The organism is Burkholderia sp. Bp9015, assembly GCF_003853505.1.
Taxonomy (GTDB): Bacteria; Pseudomonadota; Gammaproteobacteria; order Burkholderiales; family Burkholderiaceae; genus Burkholderia.
Genome location: NZ_QTPZ01000002.1, coordinates 76,291 through 99,718 on the forward strand (window position 1 = coordinate 76,291; position 23,428 = coordinate 99,718).

20 protein-coding genes are annotated in these 23,428 nt (G+C 67.7%); 11 read left to right on the forward strand and 9 right to left on the reverse strand.

Features of this window, described 5'->3' with window-relative positions; genetic code table 11:
• The first annotated feature begins 8 nt into the window (after positions 1–8).
• The 7 genes from DIE12_RS02720 to DIE12_RS02750 all read left to right on the forward strand — a co-directional run bounded on the left by DIE12_RS02720 (position 9) and on the right by DIE12_RS02750 (position 9,529).
• Complete coding sequence (locus DIE12_RS02720; RefSeq protein WP_124487318.1) at positions 9–1,643, forward strand: ATP-binding domain-containing protein; 1,635 nt, start codon at positions 9–11, stop codon at positions 1,641–1,643.
• 288 nt (positions 1,644–1,931) lie between these two features.
• Positions 1,932–4,403, forward strand: a complete 2,472-nt coding sequence (locus DIE12_RS02725; protein WP_124487317.1) for a dynamin family protein — start codon at positions 1,932–1,934, stop codon at positions 4,401–4,403.
• Positions 4,404–4,423: 20 nt separating this feature from the next.
• The gene (locus DIE12_RS02730) at positions 4,424–5,062 is read left to right on the forward strand and encodes a hypothetical protein (protein WP_124487316.1); all 639 of its coding nucleotides are present in this window, start codon (positions 4,424–4,426) and stop codon (positions 5,060–5,062) included.
• On the forward strand, positions 5,059–6,900 hold the full coding sequence (locus tag DIE12_RS02735; RefSeq protein ID WP_124487315.1) for a dynamin family protein: 1,842 nt from the start codon (positions 5,059–5,061) through the stop codon (positions 6,898–6,900). Before DIE12_RS02730 ends, DIE12_RS02735 begins: the two co-directional genes overlap by 4 nt.
• The gene (locus DIE12_RS02740; protein ID WP_124487314.1) at positions 6,897–8,726 is read left to right on the forward strand and encodes a dynamin family protein; all 1,830 of its coding nucleotides are present in this window, start codon (positions 6,897–6,899) and stop codon (positions 8,724–8,726) included. Before DIE12_RS02735 ends, DIE12_RS02740 begins: the two co-directional genes overlap by 4 nt.
• A gap of 18 nt (positions 8,727–8,744) precedes the next feature.
• Positions 8,745–9,200, forward strand: coding sequence for a hypothetical protein (locus DIE12_RS02745; protein WP_124487313.1), 456 nt, complete (start codon positions 8,745–8,747; stop codon positions 9,198–9,200).
• Positions 9,197–9,529 (forward strand): hypothetical protein, encoded by a 333-nt coding sequence (locus DIE12_RS02750; protein ID WP_124487312.1) that lies wholly within the window; start codon positions 9,197–9,199, stop codon positions 9,527–9,529. The genes DIE12_RS02745 and DIE12_RS02750 overlap by 4 nt, the downstream gene beginning before the upstream one ends.
• A 34-nt stretch (positions 9,530–9,563) precedes the next feature.
• Here the strand turns inward: DIE12_RS02750 and DIE12_RS02755 are convergent, their stop codons facing one another.
• The 6 genes from DIE12_RS02755 to DIE12_RS02780 all read right to left on the reverse strand — a co-directional run bounded on the left by DIE12_RS02755 (position 9,564) and on the right by DIE12_RS02780 (position 15,876).
• Entirely contained in the window at positions 9,564–10,826 is a 1,263-nt protein-coding gene (locus DIE12_RS02755) for a serine hydrolase (protein WP_124519888.1), read from the reverse strand.
• Positions 10,827–10,961: 135 nt separating this feature from the next.
• On the reverse strand, positions 10,962–11,921 hold the full coding sequence (locus tag DIE12_RS02760) for a transporter (protein ID WP_124487310.1): 960 nt from the start codon (positions 11,919–11,921) through the stop codon (positions 10,962–10,964).
• 33 nt (positions 11,922–11,954) lie between these two features.
• Positions 11,955–12,482, reverse strand: coding sequence for a flavin reductase family protein (locus DIE12_RS02765; protein ID WP_124487309.1), 528 nt, complete (start codon positions 12,480–12,482; stop codon positions 11,955–11,957).
• A 5-nt stretch (positions 12,483–12,487) separates the two neighbouring features.
• Positions 12,488–13,726 carry a styrene monooxygenase/indole monooxygenase family protein gene (locus DIE12_RS02770; protein ID WP_124519887.1) on the reverse strand — a complete coding sequence of 413 codons (1,239 nt, stop codon included), beginning with the start codon at positions 13,724–13,726 and terminating at the stop codon, positions 12,488–12,490.
• Positions 13,727–13,790: 64 nt separating this feature from the next.
• Positions 13,791–14,579 carry an SDR family oxidoreductase gene (locus DIE12_RS02775; protein WP_124487307.1) on the reverse strand — a complete coding sequence of 263 codons (789 nt, stop codon included), beginning with the start codon at positions 14,577–14,579 and terminating at the stop codon, positions 13,791–13,793.
• Positions 14,580–14,646: 67 nt separating this feature from the next.
• Entirely contained in the window at positions 14,647–15,876 is a 1,230-nt protein-coding gene (locus DIE12_RS02780) for a dienelactone hydrolase family protein (RefSeq protein WP_124487306.1), read from the reverse strand.
• 353 nt (positions 15,877–16,229) lie between these two features.
• On the opposite strand from DIE12_RS02780, the gene DIE12_RS02785 reads away from it, so the two are divergent.
• The gene (locus DIE12_RS02785; RefSeq protein WP_124487305.1) at positions 16,230–17,255 is read left to right on the forward strand and encodes an AraC family transcriptional regulator; all 1,026 of its coding nucleotides are present in this window, start codon (positions 16,230–16,232) and stop codon (positions 17,253–17,255) included.
• Positions 17,256–17,447: 192 nt separating this feature from the next.
• Here DIE12_RS02785 and DIE12_RS02790 read toward each other — a convergent pair whose 3' ends face one another.
• The 3 genes from DIE12_RS02790 to DIE12_RS02800 form a co-directional block, all read right to left on the reverse strand.
• On the reverse strand, positions 17,448–18,557 hold the full coding sequence (locus DIE12_RS02790) for an S-(hydroxymethyl)glutathione dehydrogenase/class III alcohol dehydrogenase (RefSeq protein WP_124487304.1): 1,110 nt from the start codon (positions 18,555–18,557) through the stop codon (positions 17,448–17,450).
• A 57-nt stretch (positions 18,558–18,614) separates the two neighbouring features.
• Entirely contained in the window at positions 18,615–18,890 is a 276-nt protein-coding gene (gene frmR, locus DIE12_RS02795; RefSeq protein WP_124519886.1) for a formaldehyde-responsive transcriptional repressor FrmR, read from the reverse strand.
• Positions 18,891–19,016: 126 nt separating this feature from the next.
• Positions 19,017–19,979, reverse strand: a complete 963-nt coding sequence (locus DIE12_RS02800) for a LysR substrate-binding domain-containing protein (protein ID WP_124487303.1) — start codon at positions 19,977–19,979, stop codon at positions 19,017–19,019.
• A gap of 157 nt (positions 19,980–20,136) precedes the next feature.
• Here DIE12_RS02800 and DIE12_RS02805 point away from each other — a divergent pair, with 157 nt between their 5' ends.
• The 3 genes from DIE12_RS02805 to DIE12_RS02815 are packed head-to-tail and all read left to right on the forward strand — an operon-like array spanning position 20,137 to position 23,396.
• Positions 20,137–21,306 (forward strand): M20 aminoacylase family protein, encoded by a 1,170-nt coding sequence (locus DIE12_RS02805; RefSeq protein WP_124519885.1) that lies wholly within the window; start codon positions 20,137–20,139, stop codon positions 21,304–21,306.
• A gap of 55 nt (positions 21,307–21,361) precedes the next feature.
• Positions 21,362–22,156, forward strand: coding sequence for an ABC transporter substrate-binding protein (locus DIE12_RS02810; RefSeq protein ID WP_124519884.1), 795 nt, complete (start codon positions 21,362–21,364; stop codon positions 22,154–22,156).
• 55 nt (positions 22,157–22,211) lie between these two features.
• Positions 22,212–23,396, forward strand: a complete 1,185-nt coding sequence (locus DIE12_RS02815; protein ID WP_124519883.1) for a porin — start codon at positions 22,212–22,214, stop codon at positions 23,394–23,396.
• Positions 23,397–23,428: the final 32 nt, after the last annotated feature.

Consider the following 23,428-nt stretch of genomic DNA (forward strand, 5'->3'; position numbering starts at 1 on the left):
GGAGTCGCATGGCACAGGTCTTTCCGAACGGCTGGGACGCGCTCGCCGTCAGCGGTGCGGCGCAACGCGAGATCGAGACGCTGGAGATGCTGCGGCGTGACTTGCCGGACAGCTACGCCGTCTATCACGGCGTGCACTGGACCCAGCTCCACAAGGGTTTCGCCATTTTCGGGGAAGCCGACTTCGTCGTGGTCGGGCCGTCCGGCCGCGTGCTCGTGATCGAGCAGAAATCCGGGCTGCTCGAGGAAACGCCCGACGGGCTCGCGAAGGCGTACGGGACGACGCGCAAGAGCGTGTCGGTCCAGCTGGCAAGGACGATTGCCGGGATGCACGGACGCTTCAAGACGGCGTTCGGGACGATGCGCTATCGGCTCGAGGAGCTGCTGTACTGCCCGGACTACCGCGTGAAGCAGCCGGAAATCGCCGGCGTGAATCCGGCGCGGATCGTCGACTCGGAACGCCGTGCCGCGCTGCCGTCGATCATCCAGGCGATCCTTCCGGCCGACGAGGCGCGGCTGGCGTGCGCGGACCGCATTCATGCGTTCCTGGGCGACGAGCTGTCGCTGACGCCGGATGTCGGCGCGACCATCGGCGAGGCCGCGCGCCTCGTGACGCGAATCTCGGGCGGCCTCGCGACATGGGCGCGTGCGATCGAATGCCGGCCGTTTCGCCTGCGCGTGATCGGCACGGCCGGCTCCGGCAAGACGCAGCTCGCGTTGCGGGTGCTCGAAGACGCGTCGAAGGCCGGCCAGCGCGCGCTCTATCTGTGCTTCAACCGGCCGCTCGCCGATCATCTGTGCCGGATTGCGCCGCCCGGTGCCACCGTGCTCACCTATCACAAGCTCTGTCAGCAGGCCGCGGCGCGCGACGGCGAAACGATCGACTTCGCCGGCGACGGCGTGTTCGAGAAGCTCGAGCGGGCGCTTGCCGACTGGCAGCCGGACGACGCCGAGCGCTTCGACACGATCGTCGTCGACGAAGGCCAGGACTTCCTGCAGGCCTGGGTCGCGCCGATCGGGCGGCTGCTTCGTGACGGCGGCAAGTGGTGGTGGCTCGAGGACCCGATGCAGAACCTGTATCTGCGCGACGGCGTCGACCTGCCGGGCTGGGTCGAAGTGCGGGCGACGTCGAACTATCGCAGCCCGCGGGACATCGTGCGTTTCGTCGGTGCGCTCGCCGGCGCGCCGATGGGATTCGAAGCCGCCAGCCCGTTCGACGGTTCGGACGTGGGTCTCATGACGTATGCCGGCGCGAATGCCGCGCACACGACACGGCAGGCGATCGACGCGGCGCTGGCTGCCGGCTTCGCGCTGTCCGACATTGCGCTGCTGAGTTTTCACGGTCGGGAGAAGTCGCTGTTTACGGTGCTGGACCGGCTGGGCAGACATGCGTTGCGCAGCTTCACCGGCGCATACGATGCGCACGGCGCACCGATATACCGGGACGGTGAACTGCGGTTCGATTCGGTGTTCCGGTTCAAGGGGCAAAGCGCGCCGTGCGTGATCCTGACGGAGGTGGATTTCGAGCACTTCGACGAGATTGCGCTGCGGCGGCTGTTCGTCGGCGCGACGCGGGCGACGGTCAAGCTGATCGTCGTGATGTCCGATCGCGCGGCGGGGATGTTGATGGAGCGGGTCGGGTAGGTGAACGGCGCTTGCGTGGCCCTTTTCGTCGAGCCGCTGGAGACGCACCGCGTTCGCGACGTCGAATGCGCTGCCATGCACATTGCGATCATCACCCGCAGGCTTCGGACATGAATTGTCCGAAGCCCGTCTTATCTTTCGCTCCATGCGCCTCACAGCCTCGCTACACCCCTAAAGATCGGCAGGCGGATGCCGTTAGATCCGTAGCGGCCGTCCGCTCCCCACGCCCTTGCGGCGCCCGGAGCGCACGATGCCGGCAGGCTCACTTCATCACGTCACTGGATTTACATGCAAAGCGCGCGGGCGGGACACGCTGAACTCGGCAAGCTGATCGATCGGATCCGGACCATCCTCTCGAGCGACGATGCGGTCGGCAACTACTTCGAAGACGAACACCGCTGGTTGAACGACCGGGAGCGCATCTGGCGGAACGATGCGTTCCGCATCGGCCTGATGGGCGTCACCAGTTCCGGCAAGTCGACGCTCGTCAACGCGCTGCTCGGTGCGGAGCTGCTGCCCCGCGCGGTGCGGCCGAGTTCCAACAGCCTGGTCGTGTGCGAATGGGGCGAGCAGCTCGAATGCACGATTCATTTCGATACGCCCGGCGCGAAGCCGAAGTCGCTGACCGGCAGCGCGATTGCGAAGCGGCTCAAATACTACGCGGACGAAGAGACCAATCCGGGCAACCGCGAAGGCGTTGCGGAGATCCGGCTGCGCTCGCCGGATTTCCGCTTCCGGCGCGGCGTGGCGCTGATCGATACGCCGGGGCTCGACGCGGCCGGCCACGACGACCACGAGCGGCTGACGCTGGAGGTGCTGCTGCCGACGGTGGACGTCGTCGTGTTCGTCACCACCTGCAAGGCCAATTCCGACGAGAAGATGCGCGATTACGTGTGCATGGCGGACGACCTGGGAAAGCCGATCGTCGTCGTGCAGAACATGATCGACAGCGTGGTCGCGAAGCTGGGACCGAACGGCGACGAACTGAAGAGCCGGACCGAGGTGCTCGCCGAGCATCGCCGGCGCGTCGAAGGCGTGCTCGCAAAGGCCGGCGTGCGGTCCGTGGCGCTCTGCCAGGTGTCGGCCCGGATGGCGCTCGAGCAGTGGGACGACCGCTGCGGGATGCCCGACTGCGTCGCGCTGATTCAGCAACGGCTCGATGCGCTGGCCCCCGCGATCGCGGACGGACGTCGCCAGCAGCTGGACGACTGGTTGAACAAGGTGATCAAGCGCGAGCTGGAGCCGGGCGATCAGGCGGCCGTGCTGCGGCGTCTGTGCAAGGAGGCGGAGCGGCTGGCGGCACTCGACAACGCGCTTGCGGCGCGCTATGCGTGGATGCGCGAGGAGGCCGAGCGCGTGCCGGTCGAGCGGTCGGGCGAAGCCGACACGCTGCGTCACGAAGCGGCAGCGCTGACCGCCACCGGCATCGATGCCGCCCATACGCTGAAGACTCGCGTCGAGAAATGGCAGAAGCGATCGGCGAACGTCCTCAGCGATCTGAACAAGCGCCTGAATGCGCAGATCGCGGACGATTGCGCGACGCTGAACCTGCGCACGGAGGACATCGACCTGGCCGCGAAGCTCGCGCGGCCCGCCAGCACGCTCAAGTTCGAAACCACCGAATGCACGCGGAAGATCCGCACCGAGCAATCGAGCGGTTGGGGCTGGTTGAAGCGCAAGGTCGACTTCTTCGATCAGAACTGGGGCTACGACGAACGGACCGAGAGCTGGACGGAGATCCGCGACATCGATGCGTTCCGCAAGGCCGTCGCACGCGCGGTGGACAAGGAACTCGACTTCGTCGGCGCGTTCGTCGAAGCGACCATCAAGCGCATCAAGCAGATCGGCCGGCAGTTCAAGGGTGAAGTCGCGGCGCAGGAGCAAGGCGTGCGCGCGAAGATGTCGGCCGCGAGCGCGATCGTGCAGCGCAAGGCGATCGCGCAGCAGCTCGGCGCGCTGGTCGTCGCGCCGCCGCAATCCACCCGCGCCGCGCATGCGGACGCAGGCGTCGCAGCGACGACGGCGCCCGCGGTCGAGCCGGAATGGCATGACATCGACGTGCCGTCGGCGGCCGTGTTGCTGGCACGACTTGCGAAACGGATCTCGCGCCGGCGCTTTCCCGATGTGCGGGACCAGGTGCTGGCCGGCGCGACCGCCCGGCGTTCGCGCGACGGCCGGCGCGTCCTGATGCTCGGCTACGACGCGGACAGCCTCGGCGACTTCGTGAACCGTTTCTGGTTCGACGCGCTGACGGTCGAGGCCGGCAGGGCTGCGGGCTTCACGTCACGCAGCTTCGACAGCGGCCGCTTCGACGAGATCGCGGTGGCGGTGCCGGAGGCCGGCACGCTCGACGCGGTGCGCGAGTTCCTGACGTCGCCGTGCGTGATCTTTCTGATGCTCGACATCCAGCAGATCGGCGCGACGAAGAGCGCGCTGGATCGCTCGGGCATTCGATTCGGTGCGCTCAAGCGTCCGATCGTCGCCGTCGTGCAATCGATCCGCGAGCTCGAGCGATCCGGCTCGATCGCCGAAGCGCTGCGCGAGCTGAAGCTGCTGTGCGACGAGCGCGGCTATCCGCTGGCGGGCGTGCTGGTCAACGACGAGAAGCACGTTTATTCGCAGCTCGCGAACCGCCTGCTCGTTCCGGACACCCCGTTCGAAACGATCGCGGAGGAAAAGGAGTTCATCGGCGGGCTTCCCGAATACCACCGACAAGATGCCGCCGCGATCATCCGCTCGTGGAAAGCGGTCGCGGCCTGATATCCGTTCCAAGGACAACCATGAACCATCACACGCGTATCACCGTCGACGACGAGACTCGGCGCGTACTCGACGAACTCAGCGGGCACCTCGCGCAGACGCCCTCGTGGGCCGGCGGGCTCACGAATGAAATTCGAGCGGAAATCCGCAATGCGACGCGCGACACGCTGGCTGCGCCGATCAAATCGATCGGGCAGCTCGACGCACAGTTCGCCGCGCTTCAGGTAAGGATGGCAGCGGCGACCGATACGCTCGCCGGACTGACGGCCGCGACGCAGGCCCTCGACGGCCGCGTCGCCGCGCAGGTGGAGGTGCTCGACCGGCAGGTGCGCGCGGTCGACGCGGCGGGCGAAGTGGCGGCCGGCCAGACGCGCGCGATCGTCGCGCTGCAGCAGCACGCGCAGGCGACGAACGACAAGGTGGACGCGTTGCGTGCGATCGCCGACGCGCATGAACGTCAGCTCGCGGTGCTGATCGACCACGCGCAGAAGCTGGGTGCGGCGACCGATGCGCTGCTCGGCACGCACGCGATGCTGCACGACCTGCAGACGGTCCAGGCCGCCCAGCGCGACGTCCTGCAAACCGTGCTGCGACGCGTCGATCATCTGTCGAAACCGTGGTGGAAGCGCCTGTTCGGCGCAGCGGGAGACGCACGATGACGAACCGCACCGCGATGTTCGATCTGCTGGGTGCGCCGCAATGGCCGACGCTCGGCGAACGCTACGATCCGCAGGAGCCGGACGACGCGCAGCCCGGCCTGGTCGAGCGCTTGCGCGCCTACCGCGGCCAGCTGTCGGCCGAGCGCTTCGTGTTGCCGATCGCCGGCATCCAGGGCAGCGGCAAGAGCACGTTGCTGAATGCGCTCGCGTTCGACGCGCCCGTGCTGCCGATCGATGCGGACGAAACCACCTGTGTGCCGGTGGAGATTGCGTGGGCAGCCGAACAGAGTCCGCACGCGCAGGTTCATTTCGCCGACGGCCGCGTCGACACGTTGCCGTGCACCGAGGACGCGCTGCGCTCGGTCGTCCACAACGAACAGAATCCCGGCAACGTCAAGCAGGTCACGCGCGTCGTGCTCACGTCGAACCGCGCGCTGTTCCGGCACGGACTGGTGCTCGTCGACCTGCCTGGCGTCGGCAGCCTGACGCAGGCCAACCGCGACACCACGCAGCGCTACCTCGCCGAAGCGGTCGGCGTGATCTTCATGCTGCGCACGGTGCCGCCGCTGACCCGTTCCGAAGCGGTTTTCGTCCGGCTCCAGTGGGCATCGCTGCGCACGGCGATCTTCGTGCAGAACCGCTGGAACGACGAATCCGACGACGAAGCGCAGGCCGGCCGCGAGCATAACGAGAAGGTGTTGCGGCAGATTGCGGAACAGGCCGGGATTCCGTTCGACGCGCCGCCCGCGATTCATGTCGTGAACGGGTTCGACGCGCTGCGCGGCGCGCTGAGCCGCAACGCCGGACTCGTCGATGCGTCGGGCCTGGCCGCGCTGGACGCCGAACTCGGCCGCTTCGGGGCGGACTGGACTGCGCGCGTGGCCGACGCCGTCGCGACGGCGCTGGACGCGGACCTCGCGCGCGTGGCCGCGGTCATCGACGGCCGCCTGGAGGAAACCCGGCTCGACCGCAGCGCGCACGCGGCCCGCATGGCCGACGACGCACGGCTGCATATCGAGCGCCTGCAGGCGCTCGACGAGCGCGGTGCGCGCATGCGTGACGATGCGGACGCATTTCGTCGAACCGTGCGCCAGCAGCTGCGGACCTGGGCCGACGACAAGGGCGCGGAACTGCGCAATCGCATGCGCACCAAGATGCGCGCGGGCATCGTCGACGGGCCGCGCCTGTCGCGCGCGCTGCGCGACGAGCAGTCGGAGGCCACCGACGACATCTTCAATCAGGTGCAGGAAGACGCGCTAGCGATGCAGGAGCGCCTGCGCATGGATCTCGACGGGCTCGACGCCTGGTCTGCCGACGTGCCGAACATCACGTTCACGGTCGACAAGGCCGAAGCGATGCGGTTCGAGAACCTGATCGCGCGGGCCGGCGCGGCCGCGGGCGGCGTGTGGGCTGCGGTGGAAGCCGGCGCACTGGTCGGCGGTCTGGGCGGTGGCCCGATCGGTGCGCTGGTCGGGGGCGCCGTCGGCGGCTTGTTGGGCGCGATGGCGGGCCAGTGGCTCGGCGGCAAGGCGAAGGAAGGCGTGACCGAGCTTCGCGCGCGGGCCGTGGAGCCCGAGGTGTTCGCCGCGATCGACCGGTACGTGGCGGAGACGGCAGCCGCGCTCAACGGGATCGCCGACACGTTCGTCGACCATCTCGACGCGGTGCTCGAACACTGGCGTGCGGCGAAATCGGCGGCATTCGAGCAGGAGCGGCAAGGTTCGCTATCGATGATGAACATGTCGGCCGACGAAAAGGCGCGCGCCGCGGACGTGCTGAGCGCCGATCGTGAGGCCGTCGATACGCTGCGCGGCAAACTGAAGGAGGCACGTGCATGACGATGCAATCGCACCACTGGATCGACGGGGCAGGCGAGCTCGTCGACCTGCTCGAACAAGGCGGCGATGACGCGCGGGCGAGCGTCGCGCGGCTGCTGCTGAGCCGCCTGACGCTGCCGCAGGCCTATGTGACCGTGGTCGGCGAGACCAGCACCGGCAAGTCGTCGCTGATCAACGCGCTGCTCGGGCAGGATGTGCTGCCTGCGAGCGCGTGCCCGACGACCGGCGTGGTCACGCATGTCGCGTGTCGCGACGAATCCGCGTCGCGCTACTTCGCGATCTATCGCGATGCAACGCAGGAGGCGATCGACTACGAACGCTTCCGCGCGCTGTGCGAGATGCCGGATGAAGACATGCTGCGTCTGCAGGTCCGCACGAGACCGAAGGCGGCCGGCAACGTCGGCTTGCACGTGTTCGACACGCCGGGCTACAACGCGGTGCTGAGCACGCACGAGGAAGTGCTGATGCGCTTCCTGCCGAACAGCGACGTGATCGTGTTCGTCGTCGGCTATCGCACCGGCTTCGGCCAGTCCGACCAGGACCTGCTCGAGGCGATCGCGGCTGCGACCGCGCACGACACCACGATTCCGCTGGTGCTGGCGATCAACCGCGTGCCGGAAGGCTGCGGCCTCGACGACAAGCGCGTGGCCGAGATCAGGCGGCTCGCCGCGGACGGGCTGCGGCGGCCGCTGACGCTGCAGCTCGTCGGGTCGGCGAACCGGCCGGCGAACGGCGCCCCGGTCGCGCAGGCGTCGCTCGCGGCCGACGCGTTGTGGGAAGAAGTGCGTCGCCATGCGTTCGATCCCGCGGTGCTCGAGACCGTGCACGAACGACTGCAGGCGAGCGTGCTCGCGGTGCTCGACGATGCCGACGCGGTGCTCGAGCGCGACGAGGCCGCGTTGTCTGCGAGTGCGGAGGAAGCCGACGCGATCGCGCGCGCACTCGACATCACGCGCGCCGCACGGGCCGAGTCGCTGCGTGAGATCGAGCGGACGATGGCCAGCCTCGCCACCGCGCTGCCGCATCTGCTGGATACCCTCGTTGCCGCGTCGATGCAGCAGATCGAGGCCGAAGTCATGGGCGCGGACAAATGGCTCGGTTATCCCGACTGCGCGGAATGGGTCGCGGGCCATTGTCTGCCGTTCGAGGTACGGCGCATCGGTCGGCAGCTCGAGGCGCACATGGAAGTCGAGATGGTCGCGCTGAACCGGCGGCTCGAGGAAATCGCGAACACCGCGATCGGCGAGCTCGACAAGACCGTGTCGTTGCGCCCCGACGATCCGGTGCGACGCTTCACGCTGAACGTGTCGCGCACGATCGCTCAGCGTCTCGCCGGCAATGCCGTGAACGCGATGCTGAGCGGGATCGGCGGCGTCGGCGGCGCGGCCGCGGGGGCCGGCAACCTCGCGAAGATGGCGGTCAAGCGGCTGGGCGAGCTGTTCGGCCAGCGCTTCGGACGCGAGGTGTACGACGCGATCGGCCGCATGTTCACGAAGCGCATGCTCGAGCGGCTGAACGTCGCGGTGACGGTGATCGTCGAGCTCGGTTCGTTCGTCTACGAGGCGCAGGTCTGGCAGCGCAAGCTGATCGAGCAAAGCCGCGACGCGGTCGGCAAGTGGCGCGCCGACATCGACACGGTGCTGCGCGACGAGCACCTGCCGTCGCTGCGCGCGTCCAACGAGGCGATCATCGACGCGCTGTACGGCGAATTCGAAAGCAGCCCGGTGCCGGCACCCGAGCGCGCGGCGCGCCTCGCCGCTGTGCAGCACACGCGCCGACTGCTCGCGGGCCTGCGCACGCGGCTGACGCAGACGGTCAATCCCTGAACACGAAAGGAACACATCATGAGCGATGATTCGATGGATCTGCCGGCCCGCCGGCCGGCAACGGTGCCTGCCGAACGTCCCGGCACGCCGCCGGCGCGCCGTGGCGGGCTGACGGAGCAACAGGTCGACGTGCTGATCGCCGGCGGCACGCAGGCGGCCGCCAACGTGGTCACGATCGTGGCCAACCTGTCCGAGATCGCGAAAATCCGCGCGAATTCGGAAGCGCAGGTCGAGCAGATCGAGGCGCGCACCCGTCAGGTACGTGAGGCGTTTCGAGCCGAGATCGAGCGTTTGTCGGTGATGCGCGACACGATCGTCACGCGCGGCGACACCGCGGTCAAGCTGATCCGCGAAGTGCTGGCCGGCATTCCGGAATCCGACCCGCAGTCGCGTCAGCAGGCGCTCGACATGCTGACGAAGATGGTCGAGGTGGTCGTCGCGGATCCCGGCGCAGCGTCCGTGCCGCGGCCGTGATTGCCGATTTTTCCGCGCTCGCCGTCGATCTCGTCGAGCTGATCCGCGCGCTGGAGCTCGAGCGCGCGGCGCAGCTCGCGCATGCGGCGCGGCGCGATGCGCAGCGCGCGCATTTCGAGGATCGCCAGCAGACCGTCCACGCGCTGACGCTGGCCATCGCGGCGGCGAAGATGCAGCGCACGAAGCTGTTCGACGCGGTGGCCGCGTTGCCGCCGGCCGAGCAGTCGCGTGCGCGTCACGCGGTCGACGACATCTGCCGCGTGCTGTTCGACGAACAGATCGCGTCGATGGTGACGCGCAAGCGGCAGTTGTCGCGGCCGGCGCGCTAGACGCGGGCGATGGCGACGTGGCGGCCGCTTCCCCTCAAGGCCGCCCCTCGCTCGGCACATCGGCCGCCTTGCTGAGCTCGCCCATGATGATCCGTGCGATCTCGTTGGCCGGTGCGCGTCCGTCCGGGCCGGACGCCGTGTTCGCCCACGTGACGATCGTCGTCTTCGTTGCCGGATCGTAGCCCGCGAACGTATTGAAACCCGGTATTTCCCCGGTGTGCCCGTAGAACGTGCCGAACTTCGCGAGCCCCATGCAGTAGCTCGCCGACGCCGGATTCGACGGATCGATCGGCGTGCAGCTCGCGAGGCGTTGCGCCTGCAGGTCCGCATTCAGGTAGCCGCCGCCGACCATCCGCTGCACGTACGCACCCAGTTCGGCCGCGGTCGAGATGCCGGAGCCGGCCGTCCATGCCCACGACGTATTGACCGTCGTCACGTCGGCCGGCTGCAGCGTGCCGTTCTTCGCGGCGGCCTGGCGCGTGGGAGACAGCGCGTCGCCGTCGATCGTCTCCACGTTGGTGCCCCATTGATAACCGCGCGGCGCCGGCGCGGGCAGCGCCGTGTTGTCCTGCGGCGGCGGCGATGTCTCGGTCAGCCCGAGCGGCGCGAACAGCCGCGTCCGGATCGCATCGGCGGCGCTCATGCCGGTGCGCTGCTCGATGATCAGGCCGAGCAGCACCGTATTCGTGTTCGAGTAGCGAAAATCCGCGCCCGGCGCGAAATAGACGGGCTGGTTCTCCGCGATACCCAGCAGTTCGTCGATGGTCCACACCCTGTCCGGCTGCGCGTCGAGCGACTGGTTGAACGCAAGGCTGGTCGAGTAGTTGTAGAGACCGCTGCGCATCGTCAGCAACTGCTCGATCGTGATCGTGTCGCCGTTCGGCACGTTCGCGACGTACTGGCTGACATGATCGGTCAGGCGCAGCCTGCCTTCCTGCACGAGTTGCAGGATCACGGTGCCCGTCCACGTCTTCGTCACGCTGCCGATGCGAAAGTGCGCGTTCGTCGGGATCGGCGAGTTCGTGCCGCGCACGGCCGTGCCGAACGACGCGAGCCAGTTGCCTTGCGGCGACTGCACGTAGACGACCGCGCCGGGCGTCATCGTGCTCGCGAGCAGCGCATTGATCTGCGGGCGCGCCTGGGTGGCGTAGGCAGGCTCGTCGCTGTTCAGCGAGCTGTCGCCGCCGCAGGCGGAAACGGCGATGCCGACGGCCAGCGCCGGTGCAACCGTCGCCAGGTGATGCACCAGCCGCTGCGCGGCGCGCGGGTGAAGCCGGGGAGGAGCAGAGGTCGCCATCGCGTGTTCCCTTCCTTGTCGTGTTTAAGTGGTCTCCTTGCATCCCCGAAACTATAGGACACGCATCCGCGCTCCGAAGGTGCGCGATGCATTCGTCATACGATATCGGCCGGCAGCGCCGGCCGGGTTTGCGCGTCACTGAAAATGATGCACGTACCGCAACACCATCCGCGAACCCTGCGGCCGATTGCGCGCAAGGACCTCGAAGTACGCGTTGAACATCAGGTGATCCTGCGGCGAGAAACTGACCATCGCGCCGGGCCCGATCGCGAGCACGGCTTCCCGTGTGCCGGTCACATCCTGCCCGTTCACTTTCATGTCGGTGGTCTGGCGCAGCCAGTAGCCGTTGAGCCCAAACCGCAGCCCGGGCCGCACTTCGTACTCGGTCGCGAAGTTCGCATGAACGGCCTGGCCGGCCTGCGTCGACGTCACGTCGGGGCCGAGCGCGGTCGCCGGCTCGTGATTGGTCGCATTCCACAGATAGTGCAGGCGCCACGACACGGTCCACTTCGGCGTGACCCAGAACGTCGCGGCCCAGTACGGATCGAACGACCAGAAATGGCTGCCCGGATTGATTGCCCGCGCCGGGTCGTATGCGCCGGTCGGCGCGATGAACTGGAATTCCACCCGCTGCGCGAAGCGCGGCCCTTGCGGGCCCATCACCGGATCGAACTGGATGAACGGGCCTATCAGCAGGTCGCCGAACCCGGCCCGCGAATTCAGCGCGACGTTGCCGATTCCGTCGTTCGTGTGCACCGACGCCACCCACGGCAGGATCACGTCGAGCCCCGGATGCATGCCGCCGAACGCCAGCGGCGACTGGTAGACGAGCTGACTCAGCCCCGCGAACAGGTCGATGTCCTGCTTCGGCAGCCCGACCTTGTTGCCGGCATTGTCGTTGACGCGTCCGGCCGTGTAGTACTCGAGATACTGCGTGCCGTACCAGCCGGCACCGGCCGGCGGCATCCCGTCGAGGAAGCTGGTCATCCCCAGGTTGACCGATGGCAGGTCGGTCGCATGCGCCGGCACGTGCCCGGTCAGGCCGAAGCACACGAGGCCTGCGATCGCAAGCAGGCGAGAGCCGCAATTCATCATCACCACCTCCTGAATATTTGTTTGTATAACTAATCAAGCGGCACGAGAAAGATCGGGGTGTGCCGAGATCGCGCGATACTGGCCCGCATGGAACACGAGCGGTGCATGGCCGAACGCATCGAATGCCTCGATCTGGCCGATGAACAGCAGGTGGTCGCCGCCTTCGTAATGGCCGACATGGCGGCACACGAAACGTGCGCTTGCGCCGTCGAGACAGGGCACACCGCCCGCATCGGCATCCACGTGCGGCACGCCGTCGAACTTGTCGGCGCTCGGCGTCGCGAAACGGCGCGACAGTTCGATCTGGTCGTGCGCGAGGATATTGATCGCGAAGTGCGTGGCCGCGACGAAATCCGGACGGCTCGGCGCGACCTTGCGCAGGCTCCACAGCACGAGCGGCGGGTCGAGCGACAGCGACGAGAACGAATTGGCGGTGAGGCCGACCTTGCGCCCGTCCGGCGCGCGCGTGGTGATCACGGTGACGCCGGTCGGAAACTGCCCGAATGCGGCGCGCAATTGCTGCGGGTCGAGGCCCGGATTGCCGGAAGCGGTGGCGTTCATGTCGCTTACTCCGAACGTGCGGCGTGTTCGCGGATCAGCGCGGCGCAGGCCGTCGGCTCGAACCACCACGGCGCGAACCGGCGCGGATCGTCGAAGCCGTCGACGATCGTCGCGGCGAGCGACGGCAGCTGGCCGGCGGCGCCGAGCAGCTCGAGGATGTGCGGCGGCGGCGGCGTGAGCAGCGAGTTGGTCCAGCGCACGACGTGCTGTGCGTAGGCCCAGTAGCGTTCGAACGTGTCGTGCATCCAGGCTTCGTCGAACGGCTCGGCTTCGCGTGCGAGGATCGCGTCGCCGTACACCTTCGCGCATTTCGCCGCATTGTTCGAACCCTGGCCGGTGATCGGATCGTTGACGACCACCGCATCGGCCATGCCGAACACGGTGCGGCCCGACGGCAGGCGGAAGAACGGCTTGCGCACGGTCGGCGTGAAGCGCCCGGACAGCGTGCCGTTCGGATCGGTCAGCGCAACGTCGCGGCAGCGCTCGAATTCCCACGGCACGTACTGCTGCAGGAACGACAGGCTGCGGTCGAGATGCTGCTCGGGCGTCTTCACGTCGGCCCAGCAGTCGAGCGGGCCGCCGGGGATCCCTTCGAACACCATGATTTCGCACGGGCCCGTCGTGGTCAGCGCCGGAAACACGAAGTATTCGCCGATCCCGGGCAGCAGGTTGAAGCGCACGCGCGAATACGGCTCGCTAGGCGTCATGCCCGTCACGTAGGTGAGGGCCAGCGCGCGTTGCGGGCGCTCGAACGCGCTGCGTGCGTCGTCGCGGCCGAGCAGGTTCACGATTTCGCCCTTGCCGGCCGCGAGCAGCACGAGATCGTGGCTGCGTGCGAGCGCCTCGAGCTCCGGCACGCCGACGTCGCAGATGCGCACGTCGGCACCGCGGCGCCGGATCACGTCGAGCCAGTCGGCCATCTTCACGCGCTGGTCGACCGATTGCGCGTAGCGGGTCAGCCGCGACGACCAGTCGATCGCCTTGCGACCGTTGCCTTGCGGATGCGGCACCGCGATGCCGATGCCGTCGATGGACGGGCACGCTTCTTCCCAGGCGTTCAGGCCGAGATCGCGTTCGATCTGCAGTGCGGTATGGAACATGCACTGGCTCGACATGACCTTGCCGGCGCGAATCTGTTGCGCGTCGCGATTGGTCGCGAGCGTGACGTGATAGCCGTGGTCGAGCAGCGTGAAGGCGAGTTGCAGGCCGGCCTGGCCGGCGCCGACGATAGCGATGCGTTTCATGATGCAATCCTTTGCATGACGAATTAAATGGAGTGGAATGTGGGCGGGAAGGAACGGCCGGCGGTTATTCGGCCAGCCGCGGAATCGCCGGCACCGCCTGCTCGGGGCCCATCGCGGAGTAGCCGCCGTCCACCGCGTAGTCGGCGCCCGTCACGAAGCTCGCCGCATCGCTGCACAGGAACGTGACGACCTGCGCGACTTCCGACGGATCGCCCACGCGCCCGAGCAGATGAAATGGCGCGGCCACGCGATCGGTTTTCGCGCGGTCGCCGTGCGTGAGCTCGTCCATCACGCGCGACCACGTCCATCCCGGCGACACCGAGTTGACGCGAATCCGGTCGGCGGCGAGATCCATCGCCATGCTGCGCGTGAGCTGGCGCATCGCGGCCTTGGATGTCGGATAGAGCCAGCGGCCGGTCTGCGCGCATTGCGCGGAGATCGAGCTGAAGTTCACGATCGCGCCGCCGCCGCGCCGGGTCAGGTAAGGGTGCACGGCCTTCACGAGCATCGCGGCCGAGACGACGTTGACGTCCATCGCCGCGAGCCAGTCGTTGCGCGTGGCCTGGATGCCGTTGTCGACGTAGCTGCACGCGAGGTTGATCAGCAGGTCGATCGAGCCGAAGCGTTCGGCGACGGCCGATACCGCGCGTTCGATCGCGCGGTCGTCGGTGATGTCGGTCGCGATGAACGTGCCGCGTTCGCCGAGCGTGTCGGCGACGCGCGCGCCGTTCTCCGCGTCGAGATCGAGGATCGCGACGCACGCGCCGGCGTGGCTCAGGTCCTGCGCGACGGCGGCGCCGATCAGCGTGGCGCCGCCGGTGACGATCGCGACTTTGCCAGCAAGGGCAGTCATGGGGAGTCTCCTGGAATGATTGAGCGCAGGCGGCGCGCGTTCGACGTGCCGCCCGGGTATCCGTCGATTACGCGCTGTCGCGCCAGCGCTGCATCAGGCCGTTGGACGGCAAGGTTTCGTCGAGCAGCTTGCGCGCCGTTTCGACACCGGCGACGGGCAGCCCGGCCGCGTCGAGCAGGCCGATCTGCACGAGCACGCTCGCCTGGTCCCAATAGATGTGCTCGTGATACAGCTTGTCACCGCGGAACTTGACGATCGCGACGAGCGGGATCTCGACGCGCTTGCCGGTCGGCGCGACGCCGGGCAGCATCCAGTCGATCTCGGTCGTGTGCGTGAAGCAGAACAGCAGTTCGTCGACGATCTGGCTCGCGCCGATCGTGCGCGAGATCGGCGTGATCGTGGTGTCCGGCGGGTTCGCATGCACGAAGTGATGCGTGTAGAAGCGCTTGAGTTCGTCGTAGCCGACGCCGCCCGTCAGTGTCGGAATATGGTTCACGTAAGGCTGCGCGACCATCGTGTCCATCGTCGCGTCGACGTTGCGCGTGTCGAATTCGTGCCGGAGATGTTCTTCCCACAGCGCGGACAGGTCGTAGCGCGGGCCGAGCGCCGCGCGGAACGCGGCGATCGCGCGCTGATGCGCCATCACCGCGGCCGCCTTGTCGAAATGATCGCCGCCGACGCGTGCAAACGCATGATCGACGTCCGGGTAGACATACACTTCCACGCCGTCGCGCCCCGCGAGCGCCGCGGCGATGCGTTGCTGCGCGTCGGGCGGACAGAAGCGGTCCTGCGCGGGAATCTGCAGCACGAGCCGGCCGCGCAGACGAGCGGCCTCGTCGAGCGCGTGTTCGATGCCCACGCCGTAATAGCTGACCGCGGCGGCCACCTCCGGCAGGCGGCACGCGGCGAGATACGCGAGCTTGCCGCCGAGGCAGTAGCCGAGCACGCCGGCCTGGCCCGTGCATTCCGGCCGTTGCGTGAGCACGGCCAGCGCGGCGGCGATGTCCTCGACGCCCTTGTTTTCGTCGTATTCGCGGTACAGCGCCATCGCACGCTCGAAGTCGGCGGCGGTGTAACCGAGTTCGATGCCGGGCGCCTGGCGCCAGAACAGGTCCGGCACGAGCACCGTGTAGCCTTCTTCGGCGTAGTAATCGGCCACGTCGCGCATCGTCGCGTTCGCGCCGAAGATCTCGTGGCACAGCACGATGCCCGGCCCCGTGCCGCCGGCCGGCGTGCTCAGGTACGCGCGAAACGCTCCGCCGTCCGGCGACGGGATCTCGATGTGTCGTCCTTGCATGTGTCTCTCCATTCTGTTCGTGACTGGCATGGGCCGAGTATTGGCGGACGAAACGCGCGCTTCTATCCGCTTTCTTCGACCGGTATCCGCGAATTCCGGAAACCTGCGGACCGGCCCGCCGCAGCGGGGCCGGGCACGGCGCTCTGCGGGTTTGTGCGGATGCGGAAGCGCCGCACAGTTTTCTACGATGCGCGAACGGTCCGCTTCTTGCATCGGGTGCGCAGGGCTTGCGTAGTGTAGCGAGGCGGACTGTCCGGATACTCCGGCCGCTATCCGGATCGTGCGACGGGATTCCCCGGAATCGGGAACGCGTGCACAGCGCAAGTGCGATCGAGCACGACGGGAGAACTTCGATGGGGCAATTTTCCGGAGCGGGCTGGCTGGGTGACGCCGCCTGTTTCAATCACGACACGCTGCTGCTGCAGTCGGATGACCTCGACGAGGTGCGCGCGCGGGTAGCGGACGTGTTCAAGCCGCATCGGCTCACGCTGACCGGCGATTCGCGCGCGCTGCACAGCCGCATGCACCATGCTCGCTGGGGCAACCTGTCGCTGAATCTGCTCGACTACGGTGGCGAGGTGTCCATCGAACCGGGGCCGCTCGAGCACTTCTATCTGTTGCAGATGCCGCTGCGCGGCGACGCCGAGATCGAGTGCGGCGCGACGCGCTTCGTGTCGTCGCCCGACACCGCGTCGCTGCTGTCGCCGACGCTGTCGCTCAGGATGCGGTGGGGCGAGGCGTGCCCGCAAGTGATCCTGCGGATCGAGCGCGAGGTGATGGAGCGGCATGCGCAGCGGCATTTCGGCGACGAGCGGCGCGCGCCGGTGGAGTTCGAGCCGGAATTCAGCCTGTCGTCGCAGCAGGGCGCGTGCCTCGCGCAGATGCTGCCGATGCTGGCCGACGCGATCGCGACGGACGGGCATCCGCTGCGCCATCCGCTCGCGTTCGAGCAACTCGAATCGACGCTGCTCAACCTGTTGCTGTACGGCCACCCGAACACCGCGCGCAACGGCACGCGCCACGCGCCGGCGCCGCTCGCGCCGTTCTACGTGCGGCGCGTCGAGGAATACATCCGCGCGCATCTCGACGAGCCGCTGACGATCGAACGGCTCGCCGAACTCGCGGGCGTCAGCCCGAGCACGCTGTTCGCCGGCTTCCGCAATCGCCACGGCATCACGCCGATGGCATTCGTGCGCCAGTTGCGGATGCAACGTGTGCGCGATGAACTGCTCGACGATGCGACGCCCGGGCTCGCGTCGGTGACGGACATCGCGCTGAAATGGGGCTTCGCGCACCTCGGACGGTTCGCGATCGACTACAAGCGCGCGTTCGGGGAATCGCCGTCGGCTACGCTCCGGATGCGGCGCGTGCGGTGCTGACGGGGCAGCCGCGACACAGGCTCGCGGTCGAAAGCCGAGTCGCGCGCCGGGCGACGGATCACGCAACGGTGATCGTTACCGGCTGGACGGAGGATGGGGTTCGGAGCATGCGTCGCGCCGGCCAAGCGACGTGGCTTGCCGGCGCACGCGCGCAACGGGCCGGTTGCGGCAACCGGCCTCCTCGCGTGTGGTTCAGAAATGCACGACGGTCCGGATGGACTTGCCTTCGTGCATCAGGTCGAACGCTTCGTTGATGCCGGTGAGCGGCTTCGTGTGCGTGACGAACGGTGCCAGCTGGATCGTGCCGGCCATCGCTTCCTCGACCATGCCCGGCAGTTCGGAGCGGCCCTTGACGCCGCCGAATGCCGTGCCCAGCCAGCGGCGACCGGTGACGAGCTGGAACGGGCGCGTCGAGATTTCCTGGCCGGCGCCGGCGACGCCGATGACCACCGACTGGCCCCAGCCGCGGTGCGCGCATTCGAGCGCGGCGCGCATCACGTTGACGTTGCCGATGCACTCGAAGCTGTGGTCGACGCCCCAGCCGGTCATTTCGACGATCACCTGCTGGATGGGCTTTTCGTGATCCTTCGGGTTCACGCAGTCGGTCGCGCCGAACACGCGCGCGAGGTCGAACTTGCCGGGGTTGGTGTCGATCGCGATGATGCGGCCGGCCTTCGCGAGCTTCGCGCCCTGGATCACCGCGAGGCCGATGCCGCCGAGGCCGAACACGGCCACGGTGTCGCCTTCCTGCACCTTCGCCGTGTTCTTCACCGCGCCGAGGCCCGTCGTGACGCCGCAGCCCAGCAGGCAGACCTGCTCGGGGTTCGCGTCCGGGTTGATCTTCGCGAGCGACACTTCGGCGACGACGGTGTATTCGCTGAACGTCGAGCAGCCCATGTAGTGATAGACCGGCTGGCCGTTGTAGCTGAACCGCGTGGTGCCGTCGGGCATCACGCCCTTGCCCTGGGTGGCGCGCACCGACACGCACAGGTTGGTCTTGCCGCTCTTGCAGAACAGGCACTCGCCGCATTCGGCGGTGTAGAGCGGAATGACGTGGTCGCCGGGTTTGACGCTGGTCACGCCTTCGCCGACTTCCACCACGATGCCGGCGCCTTCATGACCCAGCACGGCGGGGAAGAGGCCTTCGGGGTCGTCGCCCGACAGCGTGAACGCGTCGGTGTGACAGACACCGGTATGGGTGATCTTGACGAGCACTTCGCCCTTGCGGGGCGGTTCGACGTCGATTTCGACGATCTGGAGCGGCTTACCGGCTTCAAACGCAACTGCGGCACGTGATTTCATGACAATCCTGTTGAAAAAATCATCGAATGGAGCGGAGCGTCGACGATCCTGCGCCGGTCAACGCAGGTAGGACCGGACGAGGGTCACGATATCGTCGATCGATTCGGAAGCAGGCCGCGGGGCATCCGCGAGCTGGGTGAATTCCTCGCGCAGGTGGCTTTCGAGCACGCCGGCCATCACGCCGTTGATCGCGCCGCGGATCGCCGCCAGCTGCTGCAGTACCGGACCACAGTCGGCGCCTTCCTCGAGCGCCTGCTCGAGCGCATTCAGCTGCCCGCGGACACGGCGCACGCGGGTCAGGACGCGTTTTTTCTCTGCGGGGGAATGCGGCATGGGATCGTGGTTTCCGGATACTGGGGGGCAGTATAGAACAATGCGGTGCCGGAGGTATACCCGGTCGTGCCCGGATGTCGCAGGGCCTCCGCAGGCGGGGTTCCCGATGCCGGCGCGCGATCGGCGTCAGATCAACAGCGAGAGCGTGCGGAACAGCGCGAGATCGTCCTTGCGCGCCGAGCGCGCATGCCGCCGGATCACCTGCAGCAGGCAATCGATGAAGCAGCGCGCGGCATCGCTCAGCGTGCTGCTGCGGCGCGTGACGACGCCGAGTTCGCTCGGCTCGAAGGTCTCCTTCAGCGACAGCACGCGCATCCGCTCGCCGAATGGCGGCACCGCCGCGAGGATCGTCGGGCACCACGTGCACATGCCGGCCTGTTCGAGCATCGTCTGCAGCATCGCGACCGACTGCGCGCGCACGATGCGCCGCTCGTCGATCTGCGCGCCGTGCCGCGTGAACAGGTAGTCGACGAGCGCGGCCTGGCCGTCGGCCGACGAATTCAGCACCCAGTCGCAATCGAGCAGGTCGTGCACCGACGTCGCGCGTTCGCGCGGATGCCCGGCGCGCACCATCACCGACGTCTCGTAGCGCAGCAGCGGCTCGAACGCGAACTCCTGCGCGCCGCTGCCGGCCTGCACGTGGCCGAGCGCGAAATCCATGCTGCCGTCGCGCAGCAGCGGTTGCGCGACGGCCATCAGCGCTTCGTACAGTTCGAGGCGCACGTCGGGCATCCGCTCGCGAAACTGCAGCACGGTTTCCGCGAGGAAGGTCATCGTCAGCCACGGCGTGACGCCGACGCTCAGCCGCCCCTCGACGCGCCCGCGCATACGTTCGAGATCGCTTTGCGCGTGCTCGAGCTGCTTGAGCACGAGTTTCGCGTGCGTGAGCAGGGTCTTCCCGTATTCGGTGAAGCCGATGCCTTCCGGCGCGCGCACCAGCAGCGGCAGGCGCTCGCTGGCCTCCAGCTCGCGCAACGCACGCGTGACGGCCGCCTGCGACAGCCCGAGCGTGCGTGCCGCGCCGCGGATGCTCCCGGCCTCCGCGCTCGCGACGAGCGCCTGCAACTGATGCAGCTTGATCGTGCTCATGGTGTGAAAGGGTGCAAAAGGGTGTGATAGCCGACAACGAAAGGTTGTCATCATAACGAAACTGCGGCTGTTCGCCGGCTTTTTCGCTGCCTACGATCTCGCTCACGACCTGCCACTCCGGCAGTCGCCACGCGGCACCTGGAAAGGAGTAACGGGGTTGGATCGAGTACGCATTCCGCCTGAAATGACGGCCATCGAGACGGAGATGATCGCGCTGCGCCGCCGGCTGCATGCCCATCCGGAACTCGGTTTCGACGAACACGCGACGAGCGGGCTCGTCGCCGATTGCCTGACAACATGGGGTTATCGGGTCACGCGCGGCCTCGGCGGCACCGGCGTGGTCGGCACGCTCACGCGCGGCGCCGGGAAGCGGCTCGGGCTGCGTGCGGACATGGATGCGCTGCCGATCCGCGAGACGACCGGGCTGCCGCATGCGAGCCGGCACGACGGCGTGATGCACGCGTGCGGCCACGACGGCCATACGGCGATGCTGCTCGCCGCCGCCCGTTGCATCGCGCAGCGCGGGCGCTTCAGCGGCACGCTGAACCTGATTTTCCAGCCGGCGGAGGAAGGGCTGGGCGGCGCGAAGCGGATGCTCGACGACGGGCTGTTTACGCAGTTTCCGTGCGATGCCGTGTTCGCGATGCACAACGTGCCGGGCCTGCCGGCCGGCGTGCTCGGCTTCTGCGACGGCCCGGCGATGGCGTCGGCCGACGAGGTGCGCGTTCGCGTGACCGGGCGCGGCGGCCACGGCGCGGCGCCGCACACGACGATCGATCCGGTGGTCGTCTGCGCGTCGATCGTGATGGCGCTGCAGACGGTCGTGTCGCGCAACGTCAATCCGCAGGAACTGGCGATCGTCACGACCGGCTCAATCCACGCGGGCACCGCATCGAACGTGATTCCGCCGCATGCGGATCTCGAACTGAGCGTGCGGGCGCTGTCGCCGGACGTGCGCGCGCTGCTCGAACGGCGCATTCGCGCGATCGTGCACGGCCAGGCAGACAGCTATGGCGCGACGGCCGAGATCGACTATCGCCACGGTTATCCGGTGCTCGTGAATCACGCGGCGGAAACGGCGTTCGCGCGCGATGTCGCGCGCGAATGGGGCGGCGACGATGCGCTGATTCCGCATCTGCGGCCGATCGCGGCGAGCGAGGATTTCGCGTTCATGCTCGACGCGTGCCCGGGCAGCTACCTGTCGATCGGCAACGGCGACGGCGCGGCAGGCTGCGGGCTGCACAACCCCGGCTACGATTTCAACGACGCGTGCCTCGCGACGGGCGCGAGCTACTGGATCGCGCTCGCCGAGCGCTACCTCGCGTGACGCGCGGCCGGACCGATCCGATTTACCTTCAACGACGGCAACAAGGAGACTGGCAATGAAACAATGGATGGCGGCGCTCGCGGTGGCGCTGACGGCAACGACGGTGGCAGGCGCCGCGCATGCGGGCGACTGGACGGGCAAGGAGATCCGCCTCGCGGTCGATCCCACCTATCCGCCGCTCGAATACAAGCAGCCCGACGGCACGCTGACCGGCTTCGGGATCGACATCACGAACGCGTTGTGCGCGGAGCTGCGCGCGCGCTGCGTGTGGGTCGAGTCGAGTTTCGACGGGATGATTCCGGGGCTGCTCGCGCGCAAGTTCGACGTGATCGCGTCGTCGATGACGATCACGCCGAAGCGCATGCAGCAGATCGCGTTCACGAACCGGATCTCGAACGCGCCGGCGCGGCTGGTCGCGCGCAAGGGTTCGCCGCTGCTGCCGACGGCCGCGTCGCTGAAGGGCAAGCGGGTCGGCGTCGAGCAGGGTTCCGCGCAGGCCGACTATGCGATCGCGAACTGGCAGCCGGCCGGCGTGCAGATCGAGTCGTACCAGAACCAGGACCAGGTCTATGCCGATCTCGTGAGCGGGCGGCTCGACGCGGCGTTCCAGGCGTCGATCGCGGCCAGCGACGGCTTCCTGAAGAAGCCGCAGGGCAAGGATTTCATGTTCGTCGGCGCGGCGATCGACGATGCGAAGTACTTCGGACAGGGCGACGGCCTCGGGCTGCGCAAGCAGGACACCGAGCTGCGCGATGCATTCAACCGCGCGCTGGCGACGATTCTCGCGAACGGTACGTATCAGCGGATCAACCGCAAGTACTTCGACTTCGACATCTACGGCACGAAGTAAGCAGCGCCGACCCGTATCGCAAGGGTTGGGATAACGATATCAATAAGGAAAACGAATTAACTGGAGATTGTTTTTCGTCGCGATGCCGACACTGTGCGCGGCACCGGCGTTCGCGCAAAGCAGCGTCACGTTGTACGGGTTGATCGATGCGGGCATCGACTATACGAACAACGTCGGCGGCCACGGTGATTGGCAGATGGCGAGCGGCTTCGCGCAGGGCAGCCGCTGGGGGCTGAAGGGCACCGAGGATCTCGGCGGCGGCTACAACGCGCTGTTCCAGATCGAGAGCGGCTTCAACGTGAACAGCGGCACGCTCGCGCAGGGCGGCCGCATGTTCGGGCGGCAGGCTTACGTCGGGCTCGGCAGCACGCGCTTCGGCACGCTCACGCTCGGCCGGCAATACGACTCGGTCGTCGACTATCTCGCGCCGACGACCGCGAACGGCAGTTGGGGCACTTATCCGTTCTCGCATCCGCTCGACAACGACAACACCGGCAACACGTTCCGCGTGAACAACACGGTCAAGTACGCGAGCCCGGATTTTGCCGGCTTCTCGTTCGGCGGCACGTACAGCTTCAGCAACGACACCGGGTTCGCGAACAACCGGCAGTGGAGTGTCGGTGCGCAGTACGAGCAGGGCGGCCTGCTCGTCGGCGCGGCGTTCCTGAACGCGGACAACCCGGGCGCGACGGCCGGCGGTGCGATCGCGGGCTCGGGGTCGGTCGGCGCGGATGCGAACTTCGCGTCGGCGCGGCTGCGGATTTTCGGGGCGGGCGTCAATTACACGGCAGGGCCCGCGACGATCGGGTTCGCGTATACCAACAGCAACGTCACGCGGCCGACCGCGAACGTCGGCTACCTGTTCGGCGACGAGACGATCGAACCCGTCACCGGGCCGCTCGCGGGCGGCACGGTCACGGCGATCAAGTATCAGAACTTCGAAGTGAACGGTAAATACCAGTTCACGCCGGCGTTCTTCGTGGGCGCGCAGTATGTGTATACGACCGTGCGTTATGAAGCGACCACCGGCAGTGCGAAACCGAAGATCCATTCGATCGGGCTGATGGCCGACTACAACCTGTCGAAGCGCACCGACGTCTACCTGATGGGCGCGTACCAGCGGGTTGCCGGCGACGCGACGGGGTCGTCGCTCGACCAGGCGTATGTCCCGGGGGCGGCCGATCTTTCGTCGACGTCGAAGCAGTTGATGGTGCATGCGGGGATCCGGCATAAGTTCTGACCGGATCGGGGTCGAGGGATCGAAGGGCGGGG

Excerpts from the sequence above, each read along its gene's own strand:
- DIE12_RS02770 (WP_124519887.1), bottom strand. The coding sequence starts at position 13,726 with ATGAAACGCATCGCTATCGTCGGCGCCGGCCAGGCCGGCCTGCAACTC.
- DIE12_RS02775 (WP_124487307.1), bottom strand. The coding sequence starts at position 14,579 with ATGACTGCCCTTGCTGGCAAAGTCGCGATCGTCACCGGCGGCGCCACG.
- DIE12_RS02735 (WP_124487315.1), top strand. The coding sequence starts at position 5,059 with ATGACGAACCGCACCGCGATGTTCGATCTGCTGGGTGCGCCGCAATGG.
- DIE12_RS02810 (WP_124519884.1), top strand. The coding sequence starts at position 21,362 with ATGAAACAATGGATGGCGGCGCTCGCGGTGGCGCTGACGGCAACGACG.
- DIE12_RS02745 (WP_124487313.1), top strand. The coding sequence starts at position 8,745 with ATGAGCGATGATTCGATGGATCTGCCGGCCCGCCGGCCGGCAACGGTG.
- DIE12_RS02780 (WP_124487306.1), bottom strand. The coding sequence starts at position 15,876 with ATGCAAGGACGACACATCGAGATCCCGTCGCCGGACGGCGGAGCGTTT.
- DIE12_RS02725 (WP_124487317.1), top strand. The coding sequence starts at position 1,932 with ATGCAAAGCGCGCGGGCGGGACACGCTGAACTCGGCAAGCTGATCGAT.
- DIE12_RS02790 (WP_124487304.1), bottom strand. The coding sequence starts at position 18,557 with ATGAAATCACGTGCCGCAGTTGCGTTTGAAGCCGGTAAGCCGCTCCAG.
- DIE12_RS02755 (WP_124519888.1), bottom strand. The coding sequence starts at position 10,826 with ATGGCGACCTCTGCTCCTCCCCGGCTTCACCCGCGCGCCGCGCAGCGG.
- DIE12_RS02720 (WP_124487318.1), top strand. The coding sequence starts at position 9 with ATGGCACAGGTCTTTCCGAACGGCTGGGACGCGCTCGCCGTCAGCGGT.
- DIE12_RS02740 (WP_124487314.1), top strand. The coding sequence starts at position 6,897 with ATGACGATGCAATCGCACCACTGGATCGACGGGGCAGGCGAGCTCGTC.
- DIE12_RS02765 (WP_124487309.1), bottom strand. The coding sequence starts at position 12,482 with ATGAACGCCACCGCTTCCGGCAATCCGGGCCTCGACCCGCAGCAATTG.
- DIE12_RS02760 (WP_124487310.1), bottom strand. The coding sequence starts at position 11,921 with ATGATGAATTGCGGCTCTCGCCTGCTTGCGATCGCAGGCCTCGTGTGC.
- DIE12_RS02785 (WP_124487305.1), top strand. The coding sequence starts at position 16,230 with ATGGGGCAATTTTCCGGAGCGGGCTGGCTGGGTGACGCCGCCTGTTTC.
- DIE12_RS02800 (WP_124487303.1), bottom strand. The coding sequence starts at position 19,979 with ATGAGCACGATCAAGCTGCATCAGTTGCAGGCGCTCGTCGCGAGCGCG.
- frmR (WP_124519886.1), bottom strand. The coding sequence starts at position 18,890 with ATGCCGCATTCCCCCGCAGAGAAAAAACGCGTCCTGACCCGCGTGCGC.
- DIE12_RS02730 (WP_124487316.1), top strand. The coding sequence starts at position 4,424 with ATGAACCATCACACGCGTATCACCGTCGACGACGAGACTCGGCGCGTA.